The following is a 19,744-nucleotide window of genomic DNA, read 5'->3' on the forward strand; positions in this document are numbered from 1 at the left end:
GCGGGTTACTTCGCTCACCATTGGGGAAGAATAGTGTGATTCTTAACGTAGGATGAGACTATCCGGTGCAAATCCGGAATGCGGTGCCCCAGACCCGCCCCGCCTGTTACTCCTGTTTTTAATTGTTTGTAGGTGCAGTTGAGCAGAGTTCGCGCTACGGTGGACCGCTTCGTTCGATTGGTTGAAACCGGCAGGGGGAGTTGGGGTTCGAATTCCGGTTTGTTCTCTGTTCGCCTGTTACACTGCATTGTTCTTAGCAAGTGCCGTAGTATTGCGTTACTTCGGAAGAGCATCCCTTTGGGGAAGGCTGCGAGTTCGATTCTCGCTCCCGAGCAGTCGGGATAGCTCAACAACATCTCAAACGCTGTACGCCTGTTGCCTTGCTTACAATAAACACCGTAACCGGTGCCGTAGAATAGGGTTACTTCGACTGTTAATCAGGCGGACGCCGGTTCGAGCCCGGCCTTTGGAAACATCCCGGGATGATCCAGAGTAGCTCAGTGGGTAGAGCACCAAAACGTACCTTATTCGCTTTTTGCCCGGTTGTAGTGTTTTTATTTTCATAAATTTTCATCGCAATATTGCGATAAATAAATTAACCATTACCTTTGTCGCATGGGAGTGACGAAGACTGAAGTATTTACGGTTGAGCAAAACCGGATTGCCGAACTTGCCAAAGCGTTCGCCCACCCGGCGCGGGTAGCCATTCTGCAATATCTGGTGGCCACCAAAACCTGCATCTGTGGCGACCTGGTCGATGAACTGCCTTTGTCGCAGGCCACCGTATCGCAGCACTTAAAGGAACTGAGCCGCATTGGCATCATCAAAGGCAACATTCAGCCGCCACGGGTCTGCTACTGCATCAACGAACCTGTCTGGGACGAAGTGAAAACGGTGTTTGGCGATCTGCTGGCTTCATTTACCGTGAACGAGTGCTGTTAATTTTTTTGCTTGCAATCATCGTAATATTACAATAAACCAATTCCTTATGTCTACTGGAGAACAACTCAAAGAAATCGTACGGCAGAAGTACAGCGACATTGCCGAGGCCGACAGCTCGAAAGGGGTTGCGGTCGATTGTGGCTGCGGGCCAACTTCATGCTGCGGACCGTCCAGTTCGGGACCGGCTGCAGCAGGCAGCGATTACACGATCCTAATGGCGGATGAATACACTGATCTGAACGGTTACGTAGCCGGTGCTGATTTGGGCCTGGGGTGCGGGCTGCCTACCCAGTTCGCCCAGATCAAACCCGGCAATACGGTGGTTGACCTCGGCTCCGGGGCTGGCAACGACTGCTTCGTGGCCCGCGCCGAAACCGGCGAAACGGGTCGCGTGATTGGCCTCGACATGACCCCGGCCATGATCGACCGCGCCCGCAAAAACGCCAAAGCCCTCGGCTACACGAACGTCGAGTTTGTCTATGGCGACATCGAAGAGATGCCCCTGGCCGACAACCTCGCCGATGTGGTGGTCAGCAATTGCGTCATGAATCTGGTGCCGGACAAAGAACGGGCCTTTGCCGAAACGTACCGCATCCTCAAACCCGGTGGCCACTTCAGCATCTCGGACATCGTGCTGGTGGGCGAGCTGCCAGAGGGTTTGCAGCGCGACGCCGAACTCTACGCGGGCTGCGTATCGGGAGCTATTCAGGAAAGCGCGTACCTCGATATTGTTACCGGAACCGGCTTCACCAACGTACAGATCCAGAAGAAAAAGGAAATCAACTTACCAACCGACTTGCTGAAGAACTACCTGACTACCGATGAGCTGGCCACCTACCAGCAGGCAGATCGGGGTATCTACAGCATCACGGTGTTTGCTCAGAAACCAACCGCTTCGCTGGCCGACGAGAACGAGGTTTGCTGAGGGCCTACCTGCTGCGCTTGATAGGCAACAGCTTATGAACCAACTACGTATGAATACCCGAACCCTGACCGGGGTTGCCAAGCCCCCACGATTAACCTTTCTGGATCGATTCCTGACGCTCTGGATCTTTCTGGCCATGGCCATCGGCGTGCTGCTGGGTAACCTGTTTCCGCAGATTGAGCAGTCGCTGAACGCCTACCAGTCGGGTACAACTAACGTTCCGCTGGCCCTGGGCCTGATTCTGATGATGTACCCGCCACTGGCCAAGGTGCGCTATGATCGTTTGCCTCAGGTGTTTCGAAACACAAAGATCCTTGGCCTATCGCTGGTTCAGAACTGGCTGATTGGCCCGGTGCTAATGTTTTTGCTGGCCATTCTGTTCCTGCCCGACAAGCCCGATTACATGACCGGTCTGGTTATGATCGGGGTGGCCCGCTGCATCGCTATGGTTATCGTCTGGAACGACCTAGCCTTGGGCGACCGCGACTACGTAGCGGGTCTGGTCGCCTTCAACAGCATCTTTCAGGTTTTGTTCTATTCCATTTATGCTTACGTATTCGTCACGCTGCTTCCGCCCCTGTTCGGTCTGCGGGGTATTGATGTAAACGTAAGCATTGGGCAGATTGCTCAGAGTGTGTTCATCTACCTGGGTATTCCGTTCATTGCCGGGATGCTCTCCCGCTGGGGCCTGACGCGCTGGAAAGGGCAAACCTGGTATGAAAAGACGTTCCTGCCCACCATCAGCCCCATTACGCTCGTTGCCCTGCTGTTTACCATTGTGTTGATGTTCAGCCTGAAAGGGCAACTCATTGTCCAGATTCCGCTGGATGTACTCCGCATTGCCGTACCGCTGGTAATCTACTTCGTTTCGATGTTCTTCATGGCCTTTTCCCTGGCCAAACGCGCCGGGGCCGATTACGCCAAAAGCACGTCGCTTGCGTTCACGGCGGCTGGTAACAACTTCGAGCTGGGCATTGCCGTAGCCATTGCGGTGTTCGGTATCAATTCCGGCGTAGCGTTCGCAGCCGTCATCGGTCCGCTGATTGAAGTCCCCGTGCTGATTCTGCTGGTCAACGTCGCCCTCCGCCAACGTAACAAATTCAAAACTACTACCTCATGACAATTGCCCTCTTTTCCGACATTCACGCCAATCTACCGGCCCTGGAAGCCGTCTTAGCTGACATTGACAGCCGCCAGCCCGACGCTGTATATTGCCTCGGCGACCTGGTCGGCTACAACGTATGGCCGAATGAAGTGATCAACACAATCCGCCAGCGGGGTATTCCGACGATTGCCGGTAACTACGACTACGGTATTGGCCGGGCCAGCGACGACTGTGGCTGTGCCTACCGCGAAGAAGACGAAAAAGCGATGGGAAAGGTGTCAATTGCCTACACCAACGGGGCGGTGGGTGAAGCCGAACGGGCTTACCTGCGCACCCTGCCCACCCACATCCGGGTGGAATTTGAGTTGGAAAACAACCCGGAAAAGCTTTGGCAGCAGCAGAAGCCTCTGAGTTTACTGCTGGTTCACGGCAGTCCCCGGCGCGTGAACGAATACCTGTTCGAGGACCGGGGCGACCGCAGCCTTGGTCGGGTGCTGGAAGGCGCCAATGCCGACATCCTTTGCTTTGGCCATACCCACAAGCCGTTCCACAAGGTAGTGAGTGCTGAGCCGGAAGACCAGCAAACTTACTTCCGCCATGCTATTAACATTGGCTCGGTAGGCAAGCCTAAAGACGGCGACCCACGGGCGTGCTACCTGCTGCTGACCATCGACAAAATGGCCCAGCCGGGCGGGGTTGAAGGCATTTCGGTGGAACCCATTCGGGTCGACTACGACATCGAACGGGCGGCCAGAGGTGTCGAAGAAAGTGAGCTGCCGGATCCGTACGCGGATATGCTCCGACGGGGCCGATGATGACGACCGGTGCCGAAAATGGCTCAGAACTTATTCAACTCGGTATTAATTTAGCCATACGTAACAAAATTTGTTACAGAGTCAGTGGCTCCGCTGCTTTCAGGGACTTCATGTCGTAGTGTTCCGTCAAGAACTCATCGCACCACAGGCAGACGTTACCCAGTTCGCCACACCGCTTGCGGGCGTACTCTTCCGATACGCCAACGCTCTCCCCCATCCGGTACGGATCGCCCTTATCGAGAGATTGAAACACGGGTAATTCTGCAACCCGCCGGAGTACGTCGGCCACCGTTTCGGTCCGGGCGTCGCCGAGCGGGTCTTTGGTGCCGGGGCAGCAGGGATTAATCCGCCAGAGCTGAATGGATATTTCCTGCGGGATGCTATCTCCACCACTCAAGAAACCGACTGCTCCCGACAGAATCGCGCAGAAATTGTGATCAGGGTCACGCTTCCAGAGGCCGGTCTGGTAGGCCCGGCCCCTCGCCCAGTTGCCGCCCAGCCACATGTCGTCGGTAGCGCCCCAGTACCCCCAGGTCAGGCAGTGCTGTTGGAGGTAGTTATCTTTTTCGATCAGTGGGTCTTTTTCGTCGCCGTTGACGCCCCTCGACGCAAACAGGTCGGCCAGGTCCATCAGCCGCGCTCCGGCCTGCTTATGAAACCGATCAATGCTGGCGATGTCGAAGCGCGTAATGCCTTTTTCAATCAGGGTGTCCAGGATTTCACCCGTCAGCAGATCACCATTGGTTTGCAGCATAAGCTGTGGACGCTGTTCAGCCGGTAAATCAGCGTACCGGTCGGCCAGCCGATCAAGGATAGTGTAGAGAAGCTTCCGATCGGCCAGCGGTTCCCCTCCCGACAGAATCAGTCGGTCGATACGGTCCGGCAGATTGTTGATAATGGCCATACAGTCAGCTTCACTGATCCGCTCCCCTTTCGGACCAGACAGATTATAGCAGTGCGCACATTGGTCGTTGCAAAGCTGCGTAAACACCCAGTAAACAGATTCAATGTGGTTGTAATCGCGGAACATGAGGGTTGATTTTGGCTACTGGACGTTGGTAATTGGATGTGATCGATACGCTAACGTCCGACATCCAGCGTCCGGTGTCCTTGCACAGCTTCCCAGAAGGCCAGTTCCTCGCGGACACCCGTTCTGGGATCGGCAATAAACTCACTGACAGACGCAAACGTAGTGAGCACACCCCGGTCGAGGTAGCCGAATGACGTACCGATCGTCAGAGCCTCGCGGCTGTCGTGGGTAACGAACAGGGCTGTCATCTGGTGCTGGCGGGCCACCCGACCGAACAGTTCCTGCATCGATGCCCGGGTCTGCGCGTCGAGGTTCCCGAATGGTTCGTCCAGGAGCAGCAGTCGCGGCTGGATGATGAGCGCCCGACCAAACGAAACCCGCTGCCGCTGCCCACCCGACAACTGCCCCGGCTGCTTCTCCGCCTGGTCGCTCAAACCCAGCTCGGCCAGCAAGTCGTTGACGCGCTGCGTTACAGTAGCCTTATCGACCTTGCGGATACGCAGACCAAAGGCTACGTTCTCGAACACGTTGAGGTGCGGAAACAGCAGCGGCTCCTGATACAGATACACAATCTGCCGACGTTCGGGCGGTACGTACAGCATGCTTTGCCCGTCCATCCGAACATCACCCGAGTCGGGTGTTTCCAGCCCCGCCAGTATCTTGAGCAACGTAGTTTTACCGCAACCCGACCGGCCCAGCACGGCCAGAATTTGCCCGGCCGGGAGGTCAAACGAAAGATTATTCAGGATGGTAGCCGATCCGAAACGTTTAGCGAGCTGCGTGACTTGAAGCATGAGTGTGACAAACTATTGCCGCCGATTACGTTGGTTTCGCAGGCGCAATCGGCGGCAATTTACGTTCATATAAGCGCCCCCTCCCCATACACGCCTGACTCGATAGTCATACGGCCGGGGGTTGGTTTGACGCCGGACAGCCACTCGGTCAGCCGGTCGACATAATTATCGAGGTGGGTAATCTGCTGAACGCCGTGTTCTACAATGGGGTCGAGCGTTGTGGCAAACAACGTACCGCCGTAGTGGTGCGTTTGCCAGGAAATGATGTCGCCCTGTGGGTTTGCCTGGATCATCTCAGCATGCGCCGGAATGCGGGTGTAAACGCCATGCGTGTGCCAACAGGCCTGCCGGGGTGTCAGTCCCTGATAAATCGGGTGGTCGTAGTTCGTTTCCGATACCGGCGGATTGTTCGGGTTTTCGACCCACCAATAGTTATTGACCGGCCGGTCTTCCCACTGCGCATCCAGCCAGTCGGCAGTGCTGTCGCCTTCCACAAATACTTTTTTGCCTTGCTTCAGGAAAGTATAGATCACCTCTTTTCGGGCCGCCAGTTCCTGTTGATTCGACTGGAACGGAATAACCAGCGCATCCAGCCCCGCTACGGCCTCGTTGTCGAGGTCATAGACGTAAATGAGTTTATAGATGTCGCGGTATTTGGGGGCAGTTGCCATGGCGTAATGCGACCACACGCCGTTGAATACAAGACCGATTGATTGCATGCTTAACAGTTTTTAGAACACAGGGAACACTGACTAAATATATTGAACTCAACGGTTTACCGACTACCAGCGACAATCTACTCAATCAGCGTTTACCGGTATTGCCCTGCTTTTTACCTGAACCCGTCTCAGGAAATTACGGTACAGTTTAACCAGAGCATCTTCCCTATCGCCACTGAACGTAACGTCGGCTAACGGACCGCTCGCCGTCAGGAGCATGATCCCGTTCGTGCTGACCTCGTCCAGCACAATAATGGGTCGCTGCCAGGTGTCTTCTACCACCACATCAGCGCCATCGGCCGCCCGAATATAGCCGCAGGCCCACCAGCCGCTCATCCCGTGCGAAAACGTTAGTTCATTGAGGTCTACATCGCTGAACAGGCCATAGCGATCGGTTTTCAGATGGTACCGGATGTCGATGGTTCGTTTGCTGTTGTCCATGACCCACTGATTTCCCGGCACCCAGTCCGTAAACCAGCCGTCGGAGCAGATCAGGGCTTTGCCTGCATCCAGAAACGCCCGCACTTTGTCTTTGATCTTCAGCATGGCCACGTGGTCGGAACCGTTGGGAACAACCAGCAGATCGTAGGGTGTCAGGTCAGGGTCAAAGTCTTTCGTGATCCGACAGACGGTATACTGCACCAGTTCGTTCGATACGTAATACTCGTCCAGACCGGCGATGTTGTTCGAAATAAGCAGGGCGTTTACCATAACGAATGGCATTGAATTGTTGGCTACATACAGCGATTTACGAAATTCTGGCAGATTCCGATTGATTTCCCGACAATATCCGAATAACCTCACCCAGAAAACCTGGCACCCGATGATCAGGTTCGTTAAAAAATTAATACCTGACTTTCTTTGGATATATCAGATCCTTACATATATTTACCATACGTAAGTAAATTAGTGAACGACTATTACCTATGGAATCATCCAGCAATGAATTTTTACGCGGCACCCTCAAGACGATTGTCCTGAAGATGCTTGCTGAGCGGGGACGCATGTACGGTTACGAAATTACGCAATCGGTTAAAGAACGGACGCAGGGACAGATCGCCCTGACATTCGGCGCTCTGTATCCGGTGCTGCATAAACTCGAACAGGAAGGCATGCTCCTCACGGAGTCGGAAGAAGTAGACGGCCGACTGCGTAAATATTATTCGCTCACTCCGCAAGGTACCGAAACGGCCGAGCGGAAAGTGTCGGAATTTGAGCGATTCGTCGAAGCCATGCGCAGTCTGCTGAAACCGCAGCCGAAACTGACCGTAGGTCACTAACAGCCAGATACTCAACTTTTATCCCCTACGTTTATGCAAACCCTTACGCAGCACCAGGTAGATATTCTTCGTAATCACCTCCTCCTGAACGGCTCCGACCCTTTTCTGCTCGACGAACTCCTCGATCATCTGGCCTGCGAAGTGGAATACTACGTATGGCTCGGCCTGCCCTTCGAAAAAGCCCTGGAGCACGTCCAGCACAATACTGACCGACAAACCGTCAGCCAGTTGAACAAGACGTATTACCAGGAACTGACGACCCAGTCGGACAACCAGCTCCGGGTCGACACCCTCGACGACATTGTGTTCGAAAACCGAAACAAGGCCTATGGTGCCTACGATTTGCGGCAGATGTACCCCAAAGTGATGCGGAATGCGCTGTTCCTGACCCTCGGCTTATTTCTGATGTTGATGGGCCTGATGGGTGGCGTCAGCAAAGGAAACTGGTCCTACGCCAGCCGCTGGGGCGTGATGTGGATCGTCGGCCTTTGCACCACGGCCTACGGGGGTGGCAACTGGTATTTGCAGAGCGTCCGGCAGAAATACATGATCCGGGAATAGTGGCCAGAACTGCCCGGGTTGGCAGGAACGGGGAAGCGACGGATTCATCGGTAATTTACTGGCGCTTCATCTAGCAAAAGGCCCCATTGGTCGATCTGAGGGAGAAGGTTGTTAAACGGCGGGAGTCAATCGGCTTCTAACCGACAAACAACAAAAACTCAGAAACCATGAAAAAGTCACTCATGTTCCTCGCCACCCTTACCGTTCTGACCGCTGGCTGCGCCGTTGCCCAACCCGGCTATAACCGGTACCCCACTCCGGCCCAGACGAATCCGAGGGCTGACGATGCGTACGAAGCCTACCGAATTGATCAGTTGGATAACATTGTTGGGCTGACCAACCGGCAGGAAAAACAACTGAGAAAGATTGAGAACGACTACGACCGCCGTGGCCTGACAGCCCGTGAGCGCCGGAATCCACAAGCGTTCCAGCGACTCCAGCGGGAGAAACAGCAGGCCATGCTCGCGGTACTGACACCGGCTCAGCGGCAAAAGCTGTTTGCCTTCCAGCAGGGCCGTCGGTACGACCGGGGCGGCATCTACGGTCGTCGTGGATAAACCAATGCAAAACCCCAGTCGCGTTCGTGTGGCTGGGGTTTTGCGTTAGACAACCCGCCGGACAATGGCCTTCCGGTTGAGCCACAACAGCAGGACGGGGGGTATTAGCAACAGCAGCGACGCCACGGCTGCAAGCCGGCTGTTAGCCTCTCCCACATAAATGAACACCTGCACCGTCAGCGTCTGTACTTTTCCAACACTCAGGTAATTAGTCAGCCCAAAATCAAACCAGGCGATCAGGAACGTCTGAAACAGGCACGTAATGAGCAGCGGCCGGGCGAGGGGCAGCAGTACCCGCCGAAATGCCTGCACCTGCGTACAGCCGAGCGTCCGGCTTAGCTGCTCATACTGCCTTGCCTGTTCTCCCCAGAAACTCCGAAAAAACAGCGCGGCAAACGGTATCGTAATCAACAGCAGGCCAAGCACCACCCCGACCAGCGAGCCCGACAGGTGCAGCCGGATGAAATACGGCTGGATCAACACCGCCAGCAGTACGGGCGGCAAAGCATACGGCAGATAGCTCAGCGTTACCCAGCGGTCGGGCCGAGTGGCACCGGCTATGGCGCGGGCCACCACAAAGCCCCCTGCCGTCGAAACAATCGCCACGACCGTAGCAATCAGCAGGCTCAGCAGCAACCCGGAAGCCAGCGCACTATCCGCCGACAACACACGGGTCAGCGCATCGAGGGCGTAGGTCGGCGGCAGTACGTCGGGAAAGCGCCAGTACTGACCCAGCGCCAACAGTAGCAGCAGCACGAACGGCAGACTGAACAACAGCAACAGGCCCCAAGCCAATCCGCTACGCGGCATGGAACCTGGCAGACCGGCCCGCGATTTGGTATCCGGATTTGCCCGGACGACTTCGTCAAGTGTCGACTGATTAGAGGGCATGACGTTGGGTCCAGCGGGTTGTTGCGTAAATAACAGCCATCAATACCAGGGTGACCAGAAACCCGACCAGATAGCCCATGGGCAGTTCCGTCAGGTCGAAACGCTGCAGCTTTGTGGTGATGTACAGCGACAGCATCTGCGGGTAATTCCGGCCCAGCAGCAGGGGAATGTCGTAAGCCCCCAGCACCGCCACGCCGTACAGAACCAGCGTTGGGGCGGCCCGGCGAAGGAGAATGGGCGCAGCCACCCGCCGGTTGAACTGCCAACTCGACGCTCCCAGTGTTCGGGTCAGGTTTCGCAGCTCATCCAGCCGGGCGTCAGCGTAGAGGGACTGAAACAGCAGGGTAAAAAACGGAAATGCCAGCCCTACCTGCGCCAGCAGAATACCCAGGCCCGCTCCATCCTGAATCAGCTCCGGGAAACCAGCCGGCGATTGAATCAGGTGCAGTTGGTAGGCCATCCGCGCCAGCCAGCCCGATCCACCCAGCAACTGAAACAGATAAAAGGCCATCACCAGCGACGGAAACAGGAGAGGCACGTACAGCAAGGTCGGGAACGGCCAATGGCGTAATGTGGTCTGGTATCTCAGAACCAGAACCAGAGCAAGTATCACCGCCAGTCCCACCGACACTACCGCTACGTACAGGCTGAATCCCAGCGATGTCAGCAATGAGGTTTCGCCAGGTAGCTGCTGCCAGTACCGGGGGGTAAAACCCACCGATAACGGCCCCACCAACCCAACACTGTACAAAAACGCATTGAACAACCCGGCCAGTGGCAAACCCACCACCAGCAGGGCGTATAGCCAGAGCAGAAGTGATCGCTGTTTCACCGTATCGGTCCTATTATTTGTTGTTTTCGATCACCTTTGTCCGGAAATCTTTGTATAGCCGAACCATATATTCCGGCGCAGGCTCCTGAAACGCCAGTCCCTGAATGAGGTCCCGTTTGGGTGCGTACCGGCGCGTGGGCAGGTTATTGAACTTCGTCTGGTAGTCAGCCGGTAGTTTGTTGATGGCCAGCACGGTATGATCACCCCAGACGTTTGGGTCCATTTTTTTGAGCTGCGCTTCGGGCGACATCAGGAAATTCGCGACTACCATAGCCGCTTCCGGATGCTGACCGGTACGAATAATACCCATGTAGTGCGTGTTCTGGATGGTACCGGGTGCCGGTACGTACGCCCGGGCCGTTTTTGGGAAAAAGCCCAGATTTACCTTATTGTCGACCTCGGCATCGTTGTTCGAGAACGTAAAGGCGACTTCGCCGTTGGCAAACAACTGGTGCAGGGTTGAGAGTTGCTCCGGAAAGGTTTCACCCCGTTTCCAAAAGTATGGTTTCAGCTCGTTGATCTGCCGAAATACCTCCCCCGACCACTTTTCGTAGACGTCCTCACGGAATTTACCCTGAAATAGTTTCGGATCACCAGACAACGCAATCATCCATGATTTTAGAACGGTCATCCCCGTAAATTCATTCGGGATGGTGAACTGGCCGGGGTGCGCCTTTATGTAGGCCGGTAACTCGGCAAACGAACGGGGCGGCTGGCTGATCCTCTGCGAATCATAGATGAACGCCAGTTGTACGTTGCCCCAGGGCACCTCCATGCCATTGACCGGCTGCTGAAAGTCAACTCCAATGAACGGATTGCTGAAATCAACGTAGCGGGCGTTCGGCATCCTGTCGGTTACGGGTCCGAGCAGGCCATCGATCTGCCGGAGCTGGTAGAAGGTTTCCCCGTTAATCCACACCATATCGATCTGGCTGGGTTGGCCGGCCTCCCGTTCGGCCACGAGTGTCTGCACAATCTGTGCCCCCTGCCCGCCCGAAATCTGGAGATCGATACCGAATCGTTCTTTCACAGTCGGCTTCACGTACTTGTTCATGTAGTCATTGATGTACGGATCGCCCAGCCACATCAGCAGTACTACGGGCTGGTTCCGCCCCCGCTCGTCAATCTGGTCCCACGATTGGTTCAGAACAGTGGCCGGATCGCGCTGTTCATTTGTGGAACAGGCCGTGCAGAGTAGCGAAAGAAAAAGTATGACTCTAACGAGGTTCATGGTAAACATTCGTAAGTGGCTAAAATAAAGCCTTTTTGTTTTTAATAATCGTATTCGTTTAGCGGTCAGACGTACCGTCGACCGGCTTTAACCAGACACGAGCTTTCCAGCGGTCAGACGTACCGTCAGACCGAGTCATCCGACCCCTCAGGTCTGACGGTACGTCTGACCGGCTTCAACCAGATATTCACCAATACCGGGAATCAGCCCCTGTTGCCCGGAACAGATCAAAAAAGAGACGGCCCGCTCAAAGAACAAGCCGTCTGCCAGAACACACCTAATTAAAACAAACTTGGTAGTGAAGATGGACGGGTTGGGTAGAAATTGCTTCTCTTCCTGACGAATCCCGTTCATCCCCAACTACTCAACACACTGTTCAATCCCACGGTTACGTCAAAACAGATAGCGCACCCCAAACTGAAACTGACGGGGTGGAGCGGCATTTCGCTGGACAATGCCGCTGCCCCGGGGGCCAATCTGAATTTGATTACTCTGCGTGGCATTGTTGGAATAACCACTCAGGTTATTCGTATTAAATACGTTAAAAACATCCGCCCGGATTTCAATCCGTCGATTAAGTTGACTAGTCAGCGGAACGGCAAATTGAGCACTGACATCCACCACTTTAGACCAGGGCAGGCGGTCATTATTGCGGCTCTCGCCGGGCTGCCGATCGCTGTTACCCACATACGCATCACCAAATGCCCCGCCGTCGCCGTTCAGATCGTTGGTCGTGATCTGCTGGCCATTAACCAGCACTGGCTGTAGGTTCTGGTCCACAACAACGTATCGTGTTCCATCGGGCACCCGGTTAATCGGCTGACCGCTCTGCACCAGGGCCGCGGCTGTTAAGGTCAGCCAACGCCCCACGTAATAGTTCACGATCCCGTTGATGATGTGCCGCCGGTCGTTGACGGACGGTCCCCATTCGGCCGCGAAGTTGTTGGCATCCATAGCCCGGAAGTTAATATCCTCGGTGTCGTTGTACAACCGCGACAGCGTGTAGATCAGCCGATAGGCATAGTTGCTAGCTCCCTTGTCCTTTTGCAGGTTCACACTCAGGGCCATGTATCGCGAGCGGCCCGCCGTTTCGGTCATCACCAGGCTCTGCGCCACGCCGGTCAGCGTCCGTCCGTCGATGACGGCCGAGCCGTTCGAGATCGGTAGCGGTCGGGTCGAGTTGGCCCAGTCGGTCGACCGGGCGATGTTCCGCTGCGCACTCAGGCTGTAGTCCCACGGGGCCGGTGCGTTCAGGTTGCGGGTGCGGAACAGGTTGTACGATTCGTTGTAGACGGCATCGGCGTAGAACAGCACATTGTCATTCACCTGATACTGGTAGCCGAGCGTCGTCTGGAGGGTGTACGGGTTCTGGTAGCCATTGGGGTTCAGAATCCGGCGTTCGCCACTGAACAGGTTCCGCTGCCCGGCATACGAGGAAGCCGGTGGGCCCTGAAGGTACCGAATGGGTTGCCCCGTATTGCTGGTAGCGCCCCCAACGGTCAGATTACCATCGAACGTAACCCGGTCGATGTTGGTGTTCGCGGGCAGAATCCCCCGCTCCACAAAGTACTGAATCTGGCGCCGGAAGTCGGCCCCGGTGTTGTTCTGCTGGAGGGCGTCGCTGTAGATTGAGTACAGGATCTTATCGTAGAAGAGCCCTACCCCACCCCGCAAGGCCGAGCGGCCGGTCAGTTTGTAATTGAAGCTACCCCGGGGAGCAATGTTGTTAAAATCGCCCTGAGCCGCCCCTCCTTTCGACAGGTTGTCGTAGTCGTAGCGCAGCCCGAGCGTTACGTTCAACTGCGGGCTAACCGTCCACTGATCCTCGGCATACAGACTGACAATGTTCTGAGTGGTACCATACGCAGCCGGACGTAGTTCCACGGCATAGCTCAGCACCCGGGCATCGGCCGGAATATCAGTCGGGCTGAGATTTGTGCCGATGTTCCGTTCGCGAAGTGCAGCCAGTTGAGCCGCCGTTAGCTGCACCGTATAGCTTCCGTTTGGATTGCCCCCGCCGAAGAGTTCATGGTTTGCTGAAATGAGTTCAGCCCCGGCCCGGAACGTATGATTGCCGCGGTAAAACGAGAATTTCTGCTGTACCTGAACGGTACTTTCGTGCGAATCGAACAGGTAGCCCGGATGACCCAGGTAGGCAACGCCCTGCCCGGTTGGGTCAAGCACCGTTACGTCGGGGCTGTCGGGGTTTTCGGCCCGGGCGTAGTTCCAGCGGAAGCGGCTGTACTGCACGTTCGTTTCCGACGCGAACCGATCCGTCGCATACGTATTCCTCGACGCAATCAGCAGCGAATTACGATCCTGCGCATTGGCCCCCGACGGGAACGTGATGCCGCCGGAGAGCCCACCGGCCTGCCGACCGATGGCCACCTGCCCAACGTTGACCCGTAGCGATGACTTAAAGCGATCGTTCCAGAACTGGTCGATCTTCCCCGAGATGTAGGTAAAGCGGTTTGTGCCACGGATGGTCTCGTTGATGCCGAGCAGCGGGGCCGTGAGCAGATTGTCCTTGATGTCGGTCGTATGCTCTACGTTCAGGTAGTAGAACGTTTTGTTTTTAACGAGGGCACCGCCTACCCCAAAACCGCCCTGGTAGCGCTGGAAGCCGTCTTTCACCTGATTGCCGGATAGATCACGCAGCGGATAGCTGGTCTGGGCATCGATCACCGCACCAGGTCGGGTCAGGAAAAATACCTCACCGGTGGTTTCGTTACTCCCCGATTTGCTGGTGATGTTGATAATTCCGTTGCCGGTATTTCCAAACTCCACCGAATAGTTGTTGGTCAGTACGGTTACGTTGCGCGTAAAGCCCACCGGAACGGCAAACTTCTGACCACCCAGAAACCGCTCATTATTGTCCATTCCGTCGATCAGGTAGTTGTTGTACAGGCCGTTGGCTCCGTTGATACTGACGTTCGGAGCTTCCGGAAAGAAGCCCGTTGCCTGACTGACGTTGGGCAGACGGTAGAGCACCCGGGTGATGTCGCGGCCCTCAACCGGCAGTTCTTCCACTTTCCGGATGTCGATTTCGGAAGCCACTTCAGCGTTGACGGTATTGATCCGCGACGCACTCGTACTCCGAACCTGAACTTCCGACAGTGAGACTTCCCGTTTGGCCGGCAGCAGCAGCGTCACCGACCGGCGGAAGTTTGCCCGCAGCACAATACCTGCGGCTTCACTTTCCAGGTACGTATCATTTTCTTTCGTGTACACGCGATACACCCCGTTTAGCGACAAAGCCCGGAACAGCACTTTTCCATTGGCATCGGTCTGCGCCGACTGGTTCAGACCAATCGCCGGGTTTTCAAGGTACACCGTCTGACCAGTTACGGCCTGCTGCCGGGTGAGTTCGCGGACAGTCACAAGCAGATCGGTCGTCTGGGCAAACGCGTGATAAGTCAGGCTCAGCATGAGCCAGCAAAACAAGAATAGTTTTTTCATCGATGAAACGGCTGCTCACGCAGCAAATTGACGTTCTAAAGGGGTAAAGCAATTCGAACCGGTGTTGTAGTTACCGGCGAGCTCAGCAGACATGGAACGGCTATCAGCCAAGAGCGGGAGGAGCGCGCAAACTGCGGCTGCAACTGGAGAAGTGAAGTGAAGAAGAAACAATGAAATAAACGTCGGCGATAACCCAATCCAACAGGGTGCCAATACGACCGGTCAGCCACGCAAACGCACCGGCCAGCCAGCTACCGGTTCGTACGTCGGTGGCCTCGTTCCAGTCGGCCCGTAATGTTGCCAATGCCCTGGTTCTGCCAAACGATTCCTGCAGCAGAGTGTGCAGGGCCGCCCCCAGTCCGGCCGTCTGCCAGGGCAGTTGCTCGAACGAATCGGCATGATCGGCGGTCAGGAAACGATGGTCGAGACCGAACAGGAAAACGCCCCCCCGCTGATCGAAGCCAAGCGGCAGGCCACCCGCAGCCAGCGTATCGGCAGCAGCCCGCAAATCAGCGACGTGAAGGCTGGGGCAGTCGTTTCCGATGACGATGATCCGATCGTATCCCTGCTGCAGGGCGGCTGTTGCGGCCAGGCGAAGTTGCCGGCCAAAAGGCAACGTCTGTTCGGGCGGGGCAAGAAGAGTGGCTGATCGCAGACAAGGCAGACCGGCTGCCTGTATTTTAGCCACGGCCAGTTGCTGAAGGTTATCCCACAGTTGTTGCCCTCTCCGCTGACGTCGCCTACCCAACCGCGTCGTTACCGATGCTTTACGGATCGTTTCAGCACGCGCGGAGAGCGTAAACAGAAGAACAGCAGTACGGGAATAATTGGCAGCCATAACGTTAAAACCGACGCAATGTACAGGTTCGACTTCACTTCCGATAGCACATTACCAATAAAATCTACGCACGAAGCTAGTTCATGGATTTCCCGCGGCTCCGAACGGACCCAGGCAGATTAACTTTCTTGTCGCACTCAGTCAATAATAGTAAACATAGCCTATCTTTGCCGCGTTTTTACCCTCTGCACAGTACGTAGGCTGAAGCCTCATTTATGGAAGACAAACGACACTTAGACACCGTTTCGGCCGCCGGCCTGCTGGTTGCTCTGGGGATCATCTACGGCGACATTGGTACGTCACCGCTCTACACACTCCGAGCTATTGTGGGAACCAATGTAGTCCAGGCTAATCTGGTAAAGGGGGCTCTTTCCTGCGTGTTCTGGACGCTGACGCTCCAGACATCCGTCAAGTACGTCATCCTGATTCTGCGGGCCGACAACCGGGGAGAAGGCGGTATTTTTGCCCTGTACGCCTTGGTCCGCCGACACGCCCGCTGGCTCACACTCCCGGCTATGGTTGGTGGAGCCGCCCTGCTGGCGGATGGCATCATTACGCCCCCCATCTCGGTCTCATCGGCTATTGAAGGTCTGGAGCTGCTGTACCCCAATATTCCGACCGTCCCGATTGTTATTGCCATCCTGACGGTACTGTTTCTCATTCAGGCGTTCGGGACAAGCGTGGTCGGCACGGCGTTCGGGCCTATTATGCTGGTCTGGTTTGTCATGCTGGGTACGCTCGGTCTGATCCAGATTGTTCAGGCCCCCTCGGTCCTGGAGGCTTTTAACCCGTATTACGCCTACTGGTTATTGTCAGAATACCCCGGTGGATTCTGGCTGCTCGGTTCGGTATTCCTGTGTACAACGGGGGCCGAAGCCCTCTACTCGGACATGGGCCACTGCGGCCGGGCCAATATCCGTACCAGTTGGGTGTTTGTAAAAACGTGTCTGCTGCTTAACTATTTTGGCCAGGGTGCGTGGCTACTGGCCATTGAAGGGCAAACGCTGAATAACCGCATTCCGTTTTACGAACTCATGCCCTCGTGGTTTCTCACGATTGGCATCGGCATTGCCACGGCCGCTACCGTTATTGCCAGCCAGGCGCTCATCAGTGGTTCGTTTACGCTCATCAGCGAAGCCATCCGACTCAATTTCTGGCCTAAAGTGCGGCTACGGTATCCGAGTGCTCAGAAAGGTCAGCTCTACGTACCGAGCGTGAACCTGCTGCTGTGGGCCGGCTGCGTAGGCGTAGTGCTCTACTTCCGCGAATCGTCGAATATGGAAGCCGCCTACGGTCTGGCCATTACCCTGACGATGCTGATGACCACGCTGCTGATGTCCTACTATCTGTACATTAAGAAATTCAGCGCGTGGGGTGTGCTGCTGTTTCTGGTTCTTTACCTCTCCATCGAAGGGTCGTTCCTGGTCGCAAACCTGATCAAATTCCCGCATGGCGGCTGGGTATCTGTGCTGATCGGCTCGGCCATTGCCGGTGTGATGTTCATCTGGCTGCAGGCCTTCCAGATCAAACTACGCCTGACAGAATACGTCCGCATCGACCACTACATTCAGGCGATCAAAGAATTGAGCCGCGACATCAGTATTCCAAAATACGCGACGCATCTGGTGTTCATGAGCAACGCGGCCCGGCAGTCGGAGATCGAGTCGAAGATTATCTACTCTATTTTTCAGAAACGCCCCAAACGCGCCGACATTTACTGGTTTGTTCACGTCGATACGACCGACGATCCGTATACGATGGAGTATAAAGTCAACACCATTGCCCCCGACGACTGCTACAAGGTAACCTTCCGGCTGGGCTTCCGGGTGGAGCAGCGGATCAACCTGTTTTTCCGAAAGGTGATCGAAGACATGGTGCGGAACAAGGAAGTGGACATCACGAGCCGCTACGAATCGCTGAGCCGCCAGAACGTCATCGGCGATTTCCGGTTTGTGGTACTCGAAAAATTCCTGTCGTTTGAAAATGATCTGCCCGTCCGCGAGCGGCTGATCATGAACCTCTATTTCTTCTTCAAGAGTTTCACTACGTCCGAAGATCGCTGGTTCGGGCTGGACAGCAGTTCCGTCAAAGTGGAAAAAGTGCCGCTGGTCATCCGCCCGGTGGAAAACGTCAAACTGAAACGAATAACGAGTTAAATTAATGAGTGAAAGAGCGAATGAGTGAATGAGCGAAAAAATGATGGGCCGTCGGGTGTAAAAGATTGGTCCGCCGTACAACGATAACGGATCGCCTTTCGCTCATTCACTCTTTCACTCTTTCACTCTTTGCTTATGAAAATCCTCATCACCGGCGGGGCCGGCTTCGTTGGCTCATCGCTGGCCATTTCGCTCAAGAGTAACTACCCTAACTACCAGATTTTTGCGCTGGACAACCTCAAACGGCGCGGTTCAGAACTGAACATTGCCCGGCTGAAGCAGGCCGGTATCGAATTCGTACACGGCGACATCCGCAGTAAGGAAGACTTTGATGCGCTGCCAGCCGTTGACACCGTCATTGAAGCGTCGGCGGAGCCATCGGTACTGGCCGGTCTGGACGGCACACCCGACTACCTCATCAACACCAATCTGTTGGGCACGGTCAACTGCCTCAATTATGCCCTGCGTCATAAAGCCAGCTTTATTTTCCTGTCGACGAGCCGGGTGTACCCGATCAAAACGATTGAAACGCTGAATTTTGAGGAAGCCGAAACTCGGTTCATACTGACCGACAACCAGCCGGTACCGGGCGTATCATCGCGGGGCATTGCCGAAAACTTCCCGCTCGACGGAGCCCGGTCCCTCTACGGCACTACCAAGCTGGCATCGGAACTGATCATTCAGGAATACAACGAGTTCTACGGTCTGAAGACGGTCATAAACCGCTGCGGAGTCATTACCGGACCGTGGCAGATGGGTAAGGTCGATCAGGGCGTCATGGTACTCTGGATTGCCAAGCACTACTTCGAACAGTCGCTGGCCTACATCGGCTACGGCGGTACGGGCAAACAAACCCGCGACATGCTGCACATCGCCGATCTGTATCGGCTGGTGGATTGGCAACTGCATAACCTCGACCAGGTCAATGGCGAGATTCTCAATGCGGGCGGTGGTGTCAACAGCAGCGCGTCGTTGCAGGAGCTGACAACAATTTGCCAGGAGGTGACGGGTAAAACCATTCCGATCCGTCAGGTAACCGAAAACCGGGCCGCCGACATTCGACTCTACATTACCGACAACACGAAGGTTACGCAGATGACCGGCTGGAAACCCGAACTGGGCATCCGCGAAATCGTAACGGACATTACCCAGTGGCTCGACGAAAACCGGGCTGCTCTGGAGCCGATTCTTAAATAATAACAAAGCAAAGGTTTACACCAGTTGTAGGCTCGTTGGAGCTACATTCGGTGTAAACCTTATAATTTGATCATATAAAATATTATTTCTATATATTATATTAACTTATATCTAATCTTGTTTTAACCAATCATTAATACTGACTACTTAGATTTGCCTGAGTGATAATCAATTACCTTTAGCTTGCTACAAGACGTAGCTTTCAGCCAATACACCTGGCAAACATTCAATTAAGTATTGACATTGATCCTGTCAACCAGTTAAATTGTTGGCTTGTACATTCATAGCAGTTCTTTTCTCATACGGCTAATCCTGCCAACTACTACTGATTCTGATTACGAGTACCCTAAAACTCTACTAATGGGTTTTTTACACTGATACTTTCTTAGTTGTTTTGTTAACAACAATTAAA

The 19,744-nt window shown here is 55.0% G+C and carries 19 protein-coding genes; 9 read left to right on the forward strand and 10 right to left on the reverse strand.

Annotated features, from left to right (window positions below; translation table 11 throughout):
• Nucleotides 1-615 precede the first annotated feature (615 nt).
• Genes BN8_RS14710 through BN8_RS14725 form a run of 4 tightly spaced genes read left to right on the forward strand, consistent with a single transcriptional unit; the run spans nt 616 to nt 3,787 of the window.
• Nucleotides 616-942, forward strand: coding sequence for an ArsR/SmtB family transcription factor (locus BN8_RS14710; RefSeq protein ID WP_009282696.1), 327 nt, complete (start codon nt 616-618; stop codon nt 940-942).
• 46 nt (nt 943-988) lie between these two features.
• The gene (locus BN8_RS14715; protein WP_009282697.1) at nt 989-1,867 is read left to right on the forward strand and encodes an arsenite methyltransferase; all 879 of its coding nucleotides are present in this window, start codon (nt 989-991) and stop codon (nt 1,865-1,867) included.
• Between the two features lie 49 nt (nt 1,868-1,916).
• Nucleotides 1,917-2,987, forward strand: coding sequence for an ACR3 family arsenite efflux transporter (gene arsB, locus BN8_RS14720; protein WP_040005828.1), 1,071 nt, complete (start codon nt 1,917-1,919; stop codon nt 2,985-2,987).
• Entirely contained in the window at nt 2,984-3,787 is an 804-nt protein-coding gene (locus BN8_RS14725) for a metallophosphoesterase family protein (protein WP_009282699.1), read from the forward strand. Before arsB ends, BN8_RS14725 begins: the two co-directional genes overlap by 4 nt.
• A 73-nt stretch (nt 3,788-3,860) precedes the next feature.
• Here BN8_RS14725 and BN8_RS14730 read toward each other — a convergent pair whose 3' ends face one another.
• The 4 genes from BN8_RS14730 to BN8_RS14745 all read right to left on the reverse strand — a co-directional run bounded on the left by BN8_RS14730 (nt 3,861) and on the right by BN8_RS14745 (nt 7,053).
• The gene (locus BN8_RS14730) at nt 3,861-4,817 is read right to left on the reverse strand and encodes a radical SAM protein (RefSeq protein WP_009282700.1); all 957 of its coding nucleotides are present in this window, start codon (nt 4,815-4,817) and stop codon (nt 3,861-3,863) included.
• A 50-nt stretch (nt 4,818-4,867) separates the two neighbouring features.
• Nucleotides 4,868-5,611, reverse strand: a complete 744-nt coding sequence (locus BN8_RS14735) for an ABC transporter ATP-binding protein (protein WP_009282701.1) — start codon at nt 5,609-5,611, stop codon at nt 4,868-4,870.
• A 65-nt stretch (nt 5,612-5,676) separates the two neighbouring features.
• Nucleotides 5,677-6,330, reverse strand: a complete 654-nt coding sequence (locus BN8_RS14740; protein WP_009282702.1) for a hypothetical protein — start codon at nt 6,328-6,330, stop codon at nt 5,677-5,679.
• 81 nt (nt 6,331-6,411) lie between these two features.
• A complete protein-coding gene (locus tag BN8_RS14745) occupies nt 6,412-7,053 on the reverse strand; it encodes a hypothetical protein (RefSeq protein WP_009282703.1) in 642 nt (213 codons plus the stop codon).
• 203 nt (nt 7,054-7,256) lie between these two features.
• Here BN8_RS14745 and BN8_RS14750 point away from each other — a divergent pair, with 203 nt between their 5' ends.
• From BN8_RS14750 to BN8_RS14760, 3 genes are all read left to right on the forward strand, one after another.
• A complete protein-coding gene (locus tag BN8_RS14750; protein WP_009282704.1) occupies nt 7,257-7,610 on the forward strand; it encodes a PadR family transcriptional regulator in 354 nt (117 codons plus the stop codon).
• A gap of 33 nt (nt 7,611-7,643) precedes the next feature.
• Entirely contained in the window at nt 7,644-8,171 is a 528-nt protein-coding gene (locus BN8_RS14755) for a hypothetical protein (RefSeq protein WP_009282705.1), read from the forward strand.
• A gap of 167 nt (nt 8,172-8,338) precedes the next feature.
• The gene (locus BN8_RS14760; protein ID WP_009282706.1) at nt 8,339-8,728 is read left to right on the forward strand and encodes a hypothetical protein; all 390 of its coding nucleotides are present in this window, start codon (nt 8,339-8,341) and stop codon (nt 8,726-8,728) included.
• 45 nt (nt 8,729-8,773) lie between these two features.
• Here BN8_RS14760 and BN8_RS14765 read toward each other — a convergent pair whose 3' ends face one another.
• From BN8_RS14765 to BN8_RS14790, 6 genes are all read right to left on the reverse strand, one after another.
• The gene (locus tag BN8_RS14765; protein ID WP_009282707.1) at nt 8,774-9,619 is read right to left on the reverse strand and encodes an ABC transporter permease; all 846 of its coding nucleotides are present in this window, start codon (nt 9,617-9,619) and stop codon (nt 8,774-8,776) included.
• Nucleotides 9,609-10,451, reverse strand: coding sequence for an ABC transporter permease subunit (locus BN8_RS14770; RefSeq protein ID WP_009282708.1), 843 nt, complete (start codon nt 10,449-10,451; stop codon nt 9,609-9,611). The genes BN8_RS14765 and BN8_RS14770 overlap by 11 nt, the downstream gene beginning before the upstream one ends.
• A gap of 13 nt (nt 10,452-10,464) precedes the next feature.
• Nucleotides 10,465-11,682: an ABC transporter substrate-binding protein gene (locus BN8_RS14775; protein ID WP_144051667.1), complete on the reverse strand. Its 1,218-nt coding sequence runs from the start codon at nt 11,680-11,682 to the stop codon at nt 10,465-10,467.
• 147 nt (nt 11,683-11,829) lie between these two features.
• Complete coding sequence (locus BN8_RS14780) at nt 11,830-12,036, reverse strand: hypothetical protein (RefSeq protein ID WP_040005829.1); 207 nt, start codon at nt 12,034-12,036, stop codon at nt 11,830-11,832.
• Nucleotides 12,037-12,075: 39 nt separating this feature from the next.
• Complete coding sequence (locus BN8_RS14785) at nt 12,076-15,141, reverse strand: TonB-dependent receptor plug domain-containing protein (protein WP_009282711.1); 3,066 nt, start codon at nt 15,139-15,141, stop codon at nt 12,076-12,078.
• A 103-nt stretch (nt 15,142-15,244) separates the two neighbouring features.
• Complete coding sequence (locus tag BN8_RS14790; protein WP_009282712.1) at nt 15,245-15,979, reverse strand: DUF2064 domain-containing protein; 735 nt, start codon at nt 15,977-15,979, stop codon at nt 15,245-15,247.
• 215 nt (nt 15,980-16,194) lie between these two features.
• Here BN8_RS14790 and BN8_RS14795 point away from each other — a divergent pair, with 215 nt between their 5' ends.
• Both BN8_RS14795 and BN8_RS14800 read left to right on the forward strand, forming a co-directional pair.
• Nucleotides 16,195-18,135 (forward strand): KUP/HAK/KT family potassium transporter, encoded by a 1,941-nt coding sequence (locus BN8_RS14795; RefSeq protein WP_009282713.1) that lies wholly within the window; start codon nt 16,195-16,197, stop codon nt 18,133-18,135.
• Nucleotides 18,136-18,270: 135 nt separating this feature from the next.
• Nucleotides 18,271-19,332 (forward strand): NAD-dependent epimerase/dehydratase family protein, encoded by a 1,062-nt coding sequence (locus BN8_RS14800; protein ID WP_009282714.1) that lies wholly within the window; start codon nt 18,271-18,273, stop codon nt 19,330-19,332.
• Nucleotides 19,333-19,744 lie beyond the last annotated feature (412 nt).

This window comes from Fibrisoma limi BUZ 3 (assembly GCF_000296815.2).
Lineage (GTDB): Bacteria > Bacteroidota > Bacteroidia > Cytophagales > Spirosomataceae > Fibrisoma > Fibrisoma limi.